The organism is Desulfosporosinus burensis, from assembly GCF_054657535.1.
This window is the reverse complement of the sequence record NZ_BAAHYN010000008.1, coordinates 43,692-57,718: the sequence shown is the minus strand read 5'-3', so window position 1 is coordinate 57,718 and position 14,027 is coordinate 43,692. Positions and strand designations below refer to the sequence as shown.

At 39.8% G+C, this 14,027-nt stretch carries 13 protein-coding genes and 2 pseudogenes; 4 read left to right on the top strand and 11 right to left on the bottom strand.

Going from position 1 to position 14,027, the window contains the following annotated elements:
* Positions 1-227: 227 nt before the first annotated feature.
* Positions 228-1,415, top strand: a complete 1,188-nt coding sequence (locus ACYQ3Q_RS15120) for a CapA family protein (protein ID WP_459929369.1) — start codon at positions 228-230, stop codon at positions 1,413-1,415.
* A gap of 108 nt (positions 1,416-1,523) precedes the next feature.
* On the opposite strand, the gene ACYQ3Q_RS15115 is transcribed toward ACYQ3Q_RS15120, so the two are convergent.
* The 5 genes and pseudogenes from ACYQ3Q_RS15115 to ACYQ3Q_RS15095 all read right to left on the bottom strand — a co-directional run.
* Complete coding sequence (locus ACYQ3Q_RS15115; RefSeq protein WP_459929368.1) at positions 1,524-1,709, bottom strand: hypothetical protein; 186 nt, start codon at positions 1,707-1,709, stop codon at positions 1,524-1,526.
* A 31-nt stretch (positions 1,710-1,740) separates the two neighbouring features.
* Complete coding sequence (locus ACYQ3Q_RS15110) at positions 1,741-2,751, bottom strand: response regulator (protein ID WP_459929367.1); 1,011 nt, start codon at positions 2,749-2,751, stop codon at positions 1,741-1,743.
* A gap of 152 nt (positions 2,752-2,903) precedes the next feature.
* A complete protein-coding gene (locus tag ACYQ3Q_RS15105; RefSeq protein WP_459929366.1) occupies positions 2,904-3,419 on the bottom strand; it encodes a TIGR00725 family protein in 516 nt (171 codons plus the stop codon).
* Positions 3,420-3,471: 52 nt separating this feature from the next.
* Positions 3,472-4,848 carry a C4-dicarboxylate ABC transporter gene (locus tag ACYQ3Q_RS15100; protein ID WP_459929365.1) on the bottom strand — a complete coding sequence of 459 codons (1,377 nt, stop codon included), beginning with the start codon at positions 4,846-4,848 and terminating at the stop codon, positions 3,472-3,474.
* 393 nt (positions 4,849-5,241) lie between these two features.
* Positions 5,242-5,547, bottom strand: a pseudogene (locus ACYQ3Q_RS15095) (ATP-binding cassette domain-containing protein); the annotation flags it as partial.
* Between the two features lie 91 nt (positions 5,548-5,638).
* Here ACYQ3Q_RS15095 and ACYQ3Q_RS15090 point away from each other — a divergent pair.
* Complete coding sequence (locus ACYQ3Q_RS15090) at positions 5,639-6,322, top strand: 4Fe-4S binding protein (protein ID WP_459929594.1); 684 nt, start codon at positions 5,639-5,641, stop codon at positions 6,320-6,322.
* Positions 6,323-6,389: 67 nt separating this feature from the next.
* On the opposite strand, the gene ACYQ3Q_RS15085 is transcribed toward ACYQ3Q_RS15090, so the two are convergent.
* Together ACYQ3Q_RS15085 and ACYQ3Q_RS15080 are read right to left on the bottom strand one after the other, a co-directional pair.
* A complete protein-coding gene (locus ACYQ3Q_RS15085) occupies positions 6,390-6,989 on the bottom strand; it encodes a nitroreductase family protein (protein WP_459929364.1) in 600 nt (199 codons plus the stop codon).
* 16 nt (positions 6,990-7,005) lie between these two features.
* Positions 7,006-7,848 (bottom strand): MBL fold metallo-hydrolase, encoded by an 843-nt coding sequence (locus ACYQ3Q_RS15080; protein ID WP_459929363.1) that lies wholly within the window; start codon positions 7,846-7,848, stop codon positions 7,006-7,008.
* 410 nt (positions 7,849-8,258) lie between these two features.
* On the opposite strand from ACYQ3Q_RS15080, the gene ACYQ3Q_RS15075 reads away from it, so the two are divergent.
* On the top strand, positions 8,259-8,432 hold the full coding sequence (locus ACYQ3Q_RS15075; protein ID WP_459929362.1) for a hypothetical protein: 174 nt from the start codon (positions 8,259-8,261) through the stop codon (positions 8,430-8,432).
* Positions 8,433-8,476: 44 nt separating this feature from the next.
* Positions 8,477-8,977, top strand: a pseudogene (locus ACYQ3Q_RS15070) (beta-propeller domain-containing protein); the annotation flags it as partial.
* Between the two features lie 376 nt (positions 8,978-9,353).
* Here the strand turns inward: ACYQ3Q_RS15070 and ACYQ3Q_RS15065 are convergent.
* The 4 genes from ACYQ3Q_RS15065 to ACYQ3Q_RS15050 form a co-directional block, all read right to left on the bottom strand.
* Positions 9,354-10,088, bottom strand: coding sequence for an MgtC/SapB family protein (locus tag ACYQ3Q_RS15065; protein WP_459929361.1), 735 nt, complete (start codon positions 10,086-10,088; stop codon positions 9,354-9,356).
* Between the two features lie 287 nt (positions 10,089-10,375).
* Positions 10,376-11,383: an AI-2E family transporter gene (locus ACYQ3Q_RS15060; RefSeq protein WP_459929360.1), complete on the bottom strand. Its 1,008-nt coding sequence runs from the start codon at positions 11,381-11,383 to the stop codon at positions 10,376-10,378.
* A 557-nt stretch (positions 11,384-11,940) separates the two neighbouring features.
* Entirely contained in the window at positions 11,941-13,122 is a 1,182-nt protein-coding gene (locus ACYQ3Q_RS15055) for a M20 metallopeptidase family protein (protein WP_459929359.1), read from the bottom strand.
* Positions 13,123-13,253: 131 nt separating this feature from the next.
* Positions 13,254-13,991 carry an SDR family NAD(P)-dependent oxidoreductase gene (locus ACYQ3Q_RS15050; RefSeq protein ID WP_459929358.1) on the bottom strand — a complete coding sequence of 246 codons (738 nt, stop codon included), beginning with the start codon at positions 13,989-13,991 and terminating at the stop codon, positions 13,254-13,256.
* Between the last annotated feature and the right edge of the window lie 36 nt (positions 13,992-14,027).

The window sequence follows — 14,027 nt, the reverse complement described above, 5'->3', positions numbered from 1 at the left end:
GCTCCATCCTCAGATTTATAGTCGAATTATTGGGATGACATTCGACTATAAAATAATAATACCTGCAACCCTACCTGCTTTTCACTTTCTGGTTATAGTTTTCACTTCCAGAAAATGTATTGCTCAAAATTTGCACTTCAGTCATAATGGTAACAACGATTATATCATATCAATACCACCGCTTCTTCTAAAAGCGATCTTAATGAGTTAGGGGAATTAGAGTAATTATGATGATAAACGTGAAAAGTATCCTTATGTTAGTCTTATGTTTGATCTTAACCGGCTGCGCCACTGTCCCTACCCTGTCATCCTCATTGACTCCTTCTGAGGTTACTGGAGTCGTACAGAAACCCTCAACTAATCCAGAACCCAAAGCTCTTAAAACAGAAGCGATCACACTGGTCGCGACAGGCGACATTTTAATGCACAACACTCAGATTTGGGGAGGCCAACAACTGGAAGGCTCATACAACTTCGATTCTTTCTTCTCTCCAGTGGAACACTTGATTAAAGTCGGCGACTATGCCTCAACCAATTTTGAAGCACCCATGGCAGGACCGGACTCTGGGTATACTGGCTACCCCCTGTTCAACAGTCCAGATGCTATAGCCGATACCTTTAAAAAGTCTGGATTTGACCTAATAGTAACCGCCAACAACCATATCCTAGACAGGGGGTATAAAGGTGCGCTTCGAACCTTAGAAGTTCTACGAAACGCTTCCTTGGATACCATCGGTTGCTTTTCAAGTCTGGAAGCGCATAACTCACCGCTTATTAAATCAGTTCGCGGCATTAAGATTGGATATATTGCTTATACTTACGGCGTCAACGGCATCCCTCTCCCAGAGCATGCCCCCTACTTGGTCAATATCATCGAACCTGACAAAATCATGGCAGATATCTCTACTCTGAGACCGAAGGTGGATGTTTTAGTCTTGGTACTGCACTGGGGCGAGGAGTATCGTCAACAACCCACAGAACAACAAAAGGAACTCGCCCAAAAGTTTCTTGAAGCAGACGTTGATGTGATTTTGGGAAGTCATCCTCATGTCATTGAACCCATGGAAATTAAGAAAATTAATGGCAAAAACAAATTCGTCATCTATTCCATGGGCAACTTCATCAGTGCGCAGAACGGCCTGGAAAGAAATAGCGGGCTAGTACTTAATCTGAAGTTTGTTAAAGACTTTGACACTAATACCACAAGCCTGAAGAAGATTTCTTATGATGCTACTTATTCTCACGCTTATCGAAGCAACGGCAAACTCCAATATAGGGTTGTACCGATCTTAGAAACCATCCAGAAAATCAAAGACGGCACCGAGCAAATTCTAACACCTCAAGATCTGCCTGTTTTAGAGAAAGCTCTAGAACAGACAAGGAAACAGTTAGGCGCTCCTATGCACGAGTTCTGATGGGTTCTAATGTGTTCTAAACTCTACGGCAAGAACAAATATGTCAAAACAAACGCGTTCACTCTATTGAAGAACGCGTTTTAATTATTATAACCCATGTTTATTTATTTACACTAAGTTTACCAGTGCAAGCCAGAGCACAAACAGCATAATGGCAATACTCCAACCCGTATAGAAGAAGCGAATAAAGCTGGTTTTCTTCTGACGCCAAAAGTAGATAGTAGCCAATATCCCTAGAAATCCTACGCTTGAAATACCACCACTTAAAACTTTTAAGTGTATCATTAGCTGCATTGTATCTACACTGATAGATGAGAGAGTCAGACTACACATGAAAGCAGAAAGGGGGAAGAGGACGATTCCTGGTAGAGTTACAAGTATTGCCGGGATTACATTCTGACGTTTTCTCTTCTTTAAGACTCAAAAGGAGATAAATTGACGATACAATAAATCCGACGCTCGAAAAACCAATAAAGAATACTACGACTAACGTTTGCCATCCTCTGTATTCATACCAAGATGTACGTAAATAGGAAGAAGAAGTATTACTAGAAAGGTACGCCTTTCCCTCTTTTTCTATAAATTTGACATAACCAAGCTTAGAACGGTAATAATCCTTGCCCACAGGAATAAACGCTTCTCCATCAAGTTGAAACCCTTCTGCTATACTTCCTGTAATATGAATTGTCCTCTCCGGAATAACTATATTTAAAAATTTTTCAGGCTGATTAAATGTCGACCAGGTTAAGACGTAGTAGCCACTTATATCATTTAGAGCCTTGCCGTTGTAGAATTCTTGTTCTTTTTCACTTCCCAAAAGATGCTCTGTTACTTTATTCGAGATACCCTCTAAACTTCGCATGGGTGGTGGAGTATTAAAGGATATGAAAACACCGGTCTTTTGTTCAGGATAGATTATTATCCGAGAATAGAAATTAATGGTTTCTCCTTTTTTGTCGTAATATAGACTCCCATTCCGACTATAACGGTTCCACGTATACCCGATACCTTGAAATACTGGGTCCATTGTAAAGTGCTTAATCATATAATCATCTGCACCAAGTCCTAATCCTAAAATTTTATCCATATCCTCTCCCCGAGCAGTTAAAAAGATGACCGGAATTTCACTCGTTTCTCGTATCTTGCGTAGTAGATTAAAACCATCTAATTTTGGCATCATGACGTCGAGTATAGCAAGATCAATCGAATGTTTTAGAAAGACTTCGAGAGCTACTAAACCATCAAACGCATCATAAACATGATATCCTTCCTTAATAAGCAGCAGCTTTAAAAGCTCACGGAGATCTTTCTCATCTTCGGCAATCAAGATATTCAAAACATCACTCCTCTTGTCTCTTTAAGGAAATTTGTTCCATATGTTTTCTTCCCTTTCCATCTTTAAAAATCCTTTTTTATATGCAAAAAACGAACACCTCCTAGACCGAAGTACTAGGGGGGGTTCGTTTTTTTGGCAAGTCCGATCTCCAATTAACAACCGACTCTGTTAAAAGCGATATCTAAGGCCTCTTTAACCGTCTGAGCATAATCAAGCTTTAGGCTCTTTCTTTCATCTAGATAGGCTTCTTCATAAGCCATGCTCCTCACCTTTTTGGCCCAACCACCCGATGGTTCTAGGATCACGACTGGTTTAAGATTAAGATACGCGGCAGATAATTCCCCCAAGGTGCCATTCCCACCTGCAACCATAATCAGAGCATCCGAAGAATGGACAAGTATTAAGCTCCTGTAATCAAAGCTTAGTCCTGTCGAGATAGGAATATCTATATATTGATTGGCCCGATCCAACGAATCTCCCGGTAAAATTCCAACGACTAGCCCATTAGCCTCCTTGGCTCCCCTAGAAGCACACTCCATCACACCATTCGTCCCACCAGTTAAGAGAACCGCTCCCCTTAGGGCAATTTCCCGTCCAACATCATGAGCCAATTGTTGAAGTTCCTTCGGTATATCCCCTGATTGCCCAATCACCCCGATTCGTATCACTAATCACTCACCCTTTCTGCATTGACAATGCTCAATAATTTTTTATCTTAATCTATAATAATCCAATCGATCTAAAAATAGTCAGGATAATAAGTATTATAGCTGATGAAATTATGGCATATAATCCATTCCAACGTGGCCCTACCTGGAGCGGCGACTGACCTGTCAACCCAGATATGGCGATAACAGTGGCCGAAGAGGGGGAAATGGAAATTCCCATTGCCCAACTAATAGCTAAAATCAGGGCCAGATAAGTCGGACTTACACCGTAAGCAGCAGCTTTAACTGTTCCTCCGATAATCGTGACGGAAACAATGGGGTGAATACCTAGAGACGATAACGTGAGTATGAAGAGAATAATTACGACTGCAAGTAATAAGGCGTTTTGTCCGACCAAAATGGATAAAATCTTTGATATATTTGTTCCTAAGTGAGAGAAATTGATACTGGATGCAAACAGGCCTGCACCCACAAAAAGAATTATTTCATTTTTTAATTTTGGCAAATTTTCTTTAAAGTAATTTCCCTTAAATTCAGTGATCAGCACTTCAAAGCGACCAATCATTCCCAGCCAGAGGGCAGGGAATATTAAGCACGCCATGGAAACCACGATGACTGTATGTATTCCTGTAATAATTGATACTGCTGCAATGGAAAGAATCAAGATTATACTAAAAACACTTAATTCCACTACTTTTCGAACATCAAGATCCACTATTGGTTCCTCAACCACGCCTGTAAAAGCATTACCAATTCTTCTCTCTTCATCCATGGTCACGAAATATCCGACCAAACCAGCGATTACACCGCATAAAATTCCATAAGGAAAAAATAATGGCCAACTTGCTTCACTCAATTGTATAATTAAGGCTATGGCCGCAGTCGTAGGAGCCCAGATTGTGCATGTAGCAAAACCACGGACAATTGCAGCGCTTAACAGCTTTTTGTTAGAACTTATACTACTAGCCTGACTAATTTGAAGCACAAGCGGAACCACTGCTAAATTGACCAGTACACCAACAAAAGCAGAAATAAAGCTCACAAGAAGGTAAAAACGACTGTTGTTATACACATAGCGCCTAAACACACCTTGTAAGGCCTCAAAGTAACCTCCATGCTGAATGGGAATACCTAACAGAGGTACTAGAGTGAACATGACGACTAGATATATGTTTTCTTGTAAAGCTTGCTGCCATACGCTTAGAGGAGCATGATAATACAGGAAAAGAAACGTGCTTAGAGCAAACGTTATGACTCCAATGATCAAGGTTGTGCCCGAAATGACCATGAAACTGAGCGCAATTATGATAACCATGATTACTAAGTTGAAATCTTGAATCAGACTTGACTTGATAAACAGGTTAACTAGAAAAACAATCGCAATGCTAAAGGTGAGTGTGCTGCGAATCCGGGACAAGATTTCCGACATTTCTTAACTCCTCGAATCATCAAATTGAATTCTACTTTACAAATGAAAAAACTTGTACATTAACATATCTTTATCGACCCAATTATAGCATGCCTAATCACAGTAAAACAGGGGGACAGGTTCCTTGTTTCCTCCCCGAACAAGGAACCTGTCCCCTTTACCCAAGTTATTAAGTTAGTTAAATGACAAGCATTTACAAGTCAATTTAATCCTTAATGGTTATCTCTGGGATGGTCAACTCGTTATTGTTGTCGTTTAAACTGAATCCACGAATATAGGATAGGCTCGACAGCAGCAATGAGAACTAAGGCAAAATAGACGACCGCGCTTCCGGTGCCTGGCAAGAATGCCAGAATACACATTAAGAAGCCAATAATAAACCATACGAATCCACCGTTGACGCATACCCAAAGAATAAGTACTTACTTTGTCATTGACACGATGCTGGAGGCCTACCATTTCCACCACATCTTTAATTCGTTGTCGACTAATCTTTTTGTTCATGGCAGCAAATTGTAACAAATTTTCCATTCCTGTTAAGTATTTGTACATATCGGGGCTCTCGATAATGCAGCCGACATTTGATAGGGCTTTCACAAAATCATGAGCTACGGAATAGCCACAGATGCTGACTGACCCTCTTGACGGTTTTATTAATCCGACAATCATGCGGATGGTTGTCGTCTTTCCTGCGCCGTTTGTAGGAATTGCTCAGGCCATCATAGCTAAGCCTAAGCTTTTAATTCTTGATGAACCTACGAATGGACTCGACCCAAATTTGTTTCAGGCAATGTACAAATCTCTTCAAAAGCCTTATAATCAATATACCCCCCCTACCCGGGATTGGTTATATTTGAAAAAAGAATGGAGTATTTTGATGAAACAAATTTGGATGAGATATTCATACTTGTTTACAATCTTATTTTTTACCATAGGCTTTTTTAATATTATCTTTGCCTGGATCGGTTTTTTTTGCCTTATTATGCCCTTTGTATTTGTAATCAAAGACAATAAAAGAACTTGGTGTCAAAGCAACTGTCCCCGATCAAATCTATTTACCAGACTGTTCGCAAAAATTGGGGCGCACCGTCAACCTCCAAAATGGCTGATAAACGGCACAGGAAAAAAAGTTATGCTAACCTACTTTTTGTTAAATTTTCTAATGATATGTCTTTCTACTCTCATGGTATTTCTAGATATCAGAGATCCTCTAGAAAAAATAAGATTCTTAATGGCTTTCCAACTTCCCTGGAATATGCCAAACCTTCTCTCAATTGGAGCAATACCGGATTGGGCCGTGCATTTGGGGTATAGGGTTTATTCCATGATGTTTACAACAACAATTATTGGCCTCTTGCTTAGTTACATATACAGAGCCAGAACCTGGTGCGCCATATGTCCAATGGGCACGTTATCAGGCTTGGCTGTAAGAAAGCCAAATACCTTAGTGACTAACGAACATGTTGCAAAATGAAAACAATAATTAAGTAACAAAAAAGCAGTCACCCTGGCGCTCAGCCTTGTGTAACTGCTTTTTCTCATCAGCACTTTTTCATGCACGTTTTGTACTGTCGTACAAATCCCCTAAAGAGTTCATCGTTGGCCTTTCCCCACAATGGCCGCATAAGAGCCAAAAACCATCCAGAAACAAACCATTTTAGGCCTTCTAGATAATCGCAAAAGTCCTTTGCAAACTGTCGAACTTTTGTTGGGCTGTCAAAAACAAGAAGGTTTACATCCGAAGGAGGTAAACCCATCGGAGATGTTTGAGCTGCTTCTATGACTTTTTCAATAAGCTCTTTTTCAACAGGAAGCGCTTTAAACTCGCGAATACTGCGGCGGCGTTGCAAGAGGTTCAGCACTTCCTCATAAGAGGCCTTTCCCTGTAGGTCTGCCAGAGCCAATAAATCTTCCGGAATGAGACATCGTCCATATATCTTAATTGCTTCATGCTGGCAAATCGCCATACAATGCCCACAGCCGATACAACCATAAACAGAATCCTTACTGATCACTTTGCCGTTTTTCTGAGTGAGATTAAAGCTCTTACATACTTCGATGCATAAACCACAGCCTGTGCAAAGGCTAATATCGATTGAAATTTTAGCAGATTCTTTGGTTCTGGAAGTGGGTATGGCCATTTGTTAGCAACCCCCTCTAATTAAAATCCAACGTATTTCCAGCCATTGCCCAAGTGAAGATGCTAGGGAATTCTGTTGCTAACTTACTCAGCATCCCCATACCAGTACAGTGATTTGGCGCTAAACAATCCAAATTGAGTCCTCGCAAATAGTCCATCGTTTGTTGCTGTTGATCCGGAGTAGCTGGGCCAAGATGAGTTCCTCCAATGATCGCTCTTACTTTACGCTCCCCGGTCACCCTCTTCGCATGTTCTACAATGTTCACCAAGCCTGAGTGGGCGCAGCCGAGAAGTATGATTAACCCCTGGTCTGATACATAAAAAAGGCTTAGATCATCTCGAATACTGTCTTGAACAACGCTTCCTGCTTTGTTCTCAATTAACTTATCGTCAATGCGTTCAAAAGACGTTTGTCGTGGGATTTCACCACTTAGCCAAAGTCCCGGACTTAATTCTAAAGGCTCACTATGCCAGTGAAACTTTGCTCCAGCACTCTCTAGCAGCTTCTGACAGTGTGGTACACCGATATATCGGTCTGCTTGCCCTTTAAGTCCCCGACCGTAGTGCCCTGTAAATAAATCAGGATGTGCATACACTGAAATTGTCCCTCTATATTGAAGGAACTTAAGAAGTCCGCCAGTGTGATCATAATGTCCGTGGCTTAAGATGACACGATCAATTCGCCGCAGATCATGCCCCAATATCTGAGCGTTGCTGACAAGACTGCCCTGTTCCCCAGCATCGAATAAAATTTGCTCATCGCCAAAATCCAAGATCATCGACAAACCCCACTCCGATAAGAGCCCTAAAGGGGCTCCTACAGTGTTTTCTACCAAGATCGTTATTTTAAGCTTTCTCAAATAAAGTCCTCCTTCATGTATGATCATTTTTTTGTCAAAAGCTTTACTGTTCTGTAATCAATTCAATATGAACAACCTTTAAATCCTGCCTAAAAATCTTTTAAACTTGTTTTATTTTCCCTGATTTCTATGAGTAGCAATCCTTTTGCGTAACCCCCCTTTCTCCTTCGCCATCTAAAGCAATTTTTTGCTCCTGTTTATTGCCATCTCCTAGATTACCTTTCAGAAAAGAGACATCGCCTAGTTAGTTGAAATTGTTGTTGGCTGATCTGGGTGGAGAGTAGCGAGGGAAAAGAATTAGTTGCTAGCCTCTAAGTCGAATAAAACGTTTTTAAATGGCATTTATTTGAGTGGTATTTCCTGCTATAATTTAGAGGGCTTAAAAATACTTAAATGGAGGATTAATTAATATGAAGTTTTTAACTCAATTAAAAGGCGAGGACACTTGGCAGGAAATTACTTTGGAAGAATGCCTTCTCAAAACAGAAAAAGCTGGTTTTTATACACCAGGAACTGTTCAGAAAATGTTAGAAGACGGTAAAGCTGTCGATACGCCTTGGTCCATTTTCAAGAAAGCAGAGTAGCAACTTTGATTATCTCACCAAATGATTGAAAAGAGCCCGTAAGTTCCGATGACAACACCTCTAAAAATAATGTCTATATCCTAGATCAAGCCCTTCAACTGACTGGAAAGATAGAGGATATTGCACCCGGAGAAAAGATCTATACAGTTCGTTTTATGGGGGATCGGGGCTACATGGTTACCTTCAAAAATGTTGTTCCCTTCTTTGTTCTAGATCTTAAAGACCCTACTTCGCCTAAAATCTTAGGTGCTTTGAAAATACCAGGATTCAGTGATTACCTCCACCCGTATGACGAGAACCATATCATCGGCTTTGGTAAAGAAACCATCGAAGTAAGCCAAACGAACCGGCAAGGAATTCTTCCTGGCACGCCCATGGGTTCCAATGCCTTTTATCAAGGAATGAAACTTGCCGTCTTTGATGTGACCGATGTCAGCAATCCTGTGGAGCTGTTCAAAACGTCCATTGGTGATCGAGGGACTGATTCTGAAGTACTTCGCAATCACAAGGCCCTACTCTTCGATAAAGAAAAAGGTCTATTGTCTACAGGAGAAAAACCGCTTGATTCTTAATCCCTAAACCATGCTTATCTGGTGCTACTTTCTTAAACTTGTCCCTTTCCATCACGACACTTTGTCATGGCAGGTAAGGCTCAAACACATCCAGTTGTTTGAGCCTTACCTGCCACTAGTTTGTCCGTTTTCAGATCCAAAGTTAATACTTTCTATGTAATTACAACTCAATTCCTTGATGGCACACTTCGGAGGCACGACTAAAGGCTGCGTTTTGCCTCATTGATACCACCTTAATTCTTTGGCATAATGAATAAAGCCATCTCCTTGCTTTAACTGTCAAACGCCAGTTTAAATCAAAGGATGGCTTTCATTATAATAAATCTGAGTTAAGAGCTATCTGTTGATGTTACATTGAAGGATCTTTGGGCTTTTTTCTGAAAGATAACCGGCGTTTTAAGTTAGTAAATAGTGACCCGCTATTCTCAACTTTTTCGGCTGAATAAATGCCATCAATTTCATTAATATCTTCAATAAGATTTTCGATATTAATTTTTCGAAAGGGAGTTCTTAATTTGTACTCAATATAGGTTCTATTTGCTTCTTCTTTTAATAAAGTCATAGAAATATTTTGAGGAATTATGCTATGGGACTCTATAGTATAGTTAATTTCTTTGAGTTTACAGGTGCCATTGACCGCAACGACTTTTAAAGTTTGACTATTTCTAAAAAAATAGGTTTCAACGGAGCGCTCTAAGGTTAGGAAAACCAATACAGTTGCGACGAATGCTGAAAAATAAAATCCGGCTCCTGCCGCCAATCCAATTGCGGATACCACCCATAGTGATGCAGCAGTGGTTAATCCTTTAATTGATGTTTTATCTCTTAATATTGTCCCTGCCCCTAGAAAACCAATGCCTGAAACAACTTGGGCGGCTAATCTTGCCGGATCTTTATTCACTGAATCAAAATCAGAAAATCCATACATAGATATGATCATAATCAAAGCGGCACCTAATGAGACCAAAATATGAGTTCTAAACCCTGCTGGACTATCGTTTCGTTCTCTTTCAAGCCCCACTACTCCACCAAAAACACAAGCCAAAAATAATCTAAGAGCCACCTCATAATCAGTTATGTACATACTTTCACATCTTTCACTGTTATTTTTGCGGAAAGTTATACTGTTGAAGACATTTTAAGAGGGTTGTGACTGGAGAGTTATTACTATCACTATTTATTTCATTATTCGTTGAATGCATGGATAATTCCTTTTCATTCCTAGAGCCTTCTAATTATAATTTTTAATAATAAATTCACTAGAATTAGTCTATATGGATAATAAAGACACTTAGAGGGTGTGTCAAGGGTTTGAACATCCTCTAAGTGAACTCGTGATCATAAAAAGAATACATACCGGCGAAGGATAGACTAGAAATCTTCTACTTCGAGTAGATCTAGGAAAAATAGGAAAAGTGGAATTCCGAATAATAATCCCCATATTCCCAAAAAATGTTCTGCCATAATTAAAACTACTAAAGTGAAAAAAACAGGTAGTTTTGTTTTTACGGACATTAGTTTAGGGTTTAAAAAATAGGCTTCAATTCCATGTAAGACCGCGATCATAACTAACACATATAGAATCTTCATTAATCCTCCTAATTTGAAGGCTATGATTGATAAAGGAATCAACGAAAAGATAACACCTGCTACAGGTATTATTCCTAAAATAAAAATCATAAAACCTAGACCAATCACTTGATGAAACCCCATTGCACTCAAGATAATGGCGGATAAAATGGAGTTGATTAATGAAATCAGGATTTGAGTTTCCATTACTTTAGCAAATGAATTAACGAAATTTCTACCCAGCTTTTTATAGTATTTATATATAAACCCTATTTTACTATCTGCAAACTTGTTTAAGAATTTTATCGTTTTATCCTTTTCTAAAATAAGAAACAAACTAAGTATAAGGGCAATAAAGATGTTTAAACTAAATTTCCAAATGTTTGTTACCGAATGAATAAGGTAAGTACCACCCTCAACAACATAAGATTGAATGTTAGTACTAATTGCTTCCCTTACATTAGGATTTATTGCATCTTCATAATTATTGATATCAAAATTGCTGAGTTGAATTCCGATATATAATAACTGTTTACTTAAGATAGGTATATATTTATAGATAAAAAATACCATGGCAGAAGCCAATATTATAAAGATAGCAAAGGTAATCCCGGTTCGATTAATGGGCATTAGTTTAACAATTTTCTTAAAAATGTAATTTTGAATTCCGTATAAAATAAAAGAAAACATGAAAGTTAATAACAACAAATTCATCATGGGTTTAACACTAATTAAAATTGCAAATAAAAGTAACAAAGATATAATCTTTTTAAACAATTTACTTTCAAAAAAATTCTTATAATAATCCATTAATATTGTTATCCTCCCGATTTAATTCTCAATTTCTTTTCAAATTACCGCATTATATTACATAATATCACGTTATATAAACCGTATAAAGGGCTTATCCTCACAATCCAATTGTGCCCGATATATTGGTGCTTCAACTAAGGATATACCAATATTAAGCCAATACACTCATATGAAAAAGAAAAATCCACTCCAATGAGTGGCCTCCACTACTCAGTTTACATTACGTTAACTGCGTTCAATCAAGCAACTGCATCTTCAAATAACAAATGATTAGGTAGCAGATCACCGATTCATTAAGGAAGGAACTTTGCTGGAAATCTTTCTAATAACTACAAAAACCACCCAGCTAGGTGGCTCCAGTTCTCCGAAATTCAGCATTTGTTAACTGATTGCAATGCTTACTTTCGATGAATCGAAACAATGCCTAGCACGCGACCAACAACTTAAATCTGAATCTTGCTTGTATTTGATCTTCCTTCATTATACCTGAAATCTTCTTCCTGTCAACAACCCAGAACTGAAAAAGACCGAGCACCTTCGAAGACTAGTGGGACCTATTCAGCAAGAAGTTTTAGTGCAGTATGCATAAAGATGTTAATACCCTTTTGCATAGCGTCCTCATCAATATTGAAGCAAGGGTGATGATGCGGATAGACGCATCCTTTTTCCTTGTTCCCTCCTCCTAAGAAGAAGAACGCACCCGGAGCTTTTTGTAAATAGGCGGAAAAATCCTCTGCGCCCATGCTAGGTCGGACAAACGCAATCACTTCGTCCCCCATCACTTCACGTACTGTCTCTTCCAGAACCTGAACGATCCGATCATCATTGATCACTTGTCTGTAGCCTAAGATAAAGTTTAAATCATAATCTGCTCCGTGAGCTGAGGTAATTCCCTTTACTACTCGCTCAATTAAAAGTGGAACCTCTTCGCGAAGCTTAGGATTCAAGGTACGGATTGTACCGTCTATTTGCACAGTGCCTGGTATAATGTTATTTTGAGTACCACCAACAAACCGACCTACCGAGATTACCACAGGATCTAATGGATCTATATTACGTGACACAATATGCTGCAGGTTAACTACCACTTCTGCCCCAATGGTAATGGCATCGATCGTCTGATGGGGCATTGCACCATGTCCACCCTTTCCCTTGATCGTGAGATAAAACGAATCCGGTGAGGCCATCATTGGACCATACGCCAAGCCGACTTTACCGGTTTCTAAAGCTGCCCATATATGCCCTCCGATGACGGCGTCTACACCTTCCATTACCCCTGCTTGGACGAGTTCTTCAGCACCCCCTGGTGGGAACTTTTCCTCAGCATGCTGAAATATTAAGCGTAACTCTCCTTTTAACTGGAAATACAAGCTACTGAATAGTTTGGCTACGCCTAGCAGCATAGCAGTGTGTGTATCATGCCCGCAAGCATGCATCACTCCAGGATTTTGAGAAGCATAATCTACCAGAGATTCTTCTTGAATAGGCAAAGCATCAATATCCGCCCTTATGGCAATCACTTTGCCGGGCTGCTTGCCAATCAAACGAGCCATCACACTAGTTTTCGTCGGACGTGTTACCTCAAAATAACCAAAGGACTGGAGCAAGTGAAAAATAAACTCTGAGGTTTCTTCTTCATGATAAGATAACTCAGGATTTTGGTGCAACTGACGTCTCCAAAAGATGACTTCATCCTTGATTGAATCTACCAAGCTATTCAAATTGCCAATTTTCATAATAAACTCCTCTGAAAACCTTGAGTAAGTACTTTATCTGATGGCTAACCGCCGCTAGGCCTCTGGATAATTCGGACGGCAAGCCATCCTTAATTAATAAGCAATAAAATCCTGAGGGATACCCTTACCTTTTAGATAAAGCTTCCTCCGTCGACCACGACTGTTTGTCCGGTCATAAACCCTGCATGGGCGACCAAGGAATAGACGACCTCAGCAATATCTTCAGGATCTGCAATTCGCCCCAGTGGTGTACCTGCAGCAAGTCGAGAAATATGCTCTTCCTTCCCTTCCACCCAACGGGTTTGGACAATTCCAGGTGCAACACCATTAACTCTAACTTCAGGAGCTAGCACTCGAGCTAACGACTTTGTAACACTTATTGCTGCCGCTTTAGAAGCAGAGTAAGCGATAGAACTACCTAATCCAGTTAAGCCTGCTATCGATGTGATGTTCACGATGCAGCCTCGACTTTTCTTAAGTTCGGCAGAAGCCGCCCTGCAACAAAAGAACAATCCCTTTACATTGACTCCCAAGATATCATCCCAATATTCCTCTTTCATTCCCTCAAGGTCTGAATGATCAACGAAATGGGTCGTTCCAGCATTATTTACTAATATATCCAACTTACCAAAATCCAGGGCTACTTGACTAATCATTGCCCTAATTTCAGCATCCCGCGCAACGTCCGCTTTATAGATTAGGCAGCGAACTCCTAAATCCTTGATTTCTTGACAAGTTTTAAGCGCTTCTTGCTCAGATCGAGAGTAATTAATCGCAATATTAACTCCAGACTGGGCTAGTTTTAAGGCGATCGCTTTACCGATCCCGGTCCCGCCTCCAGTGATCAAGGCTGTTTTATCGTTTAACATTATAATCCTCTCCTTGTAAGCAAGTATTATGTACTA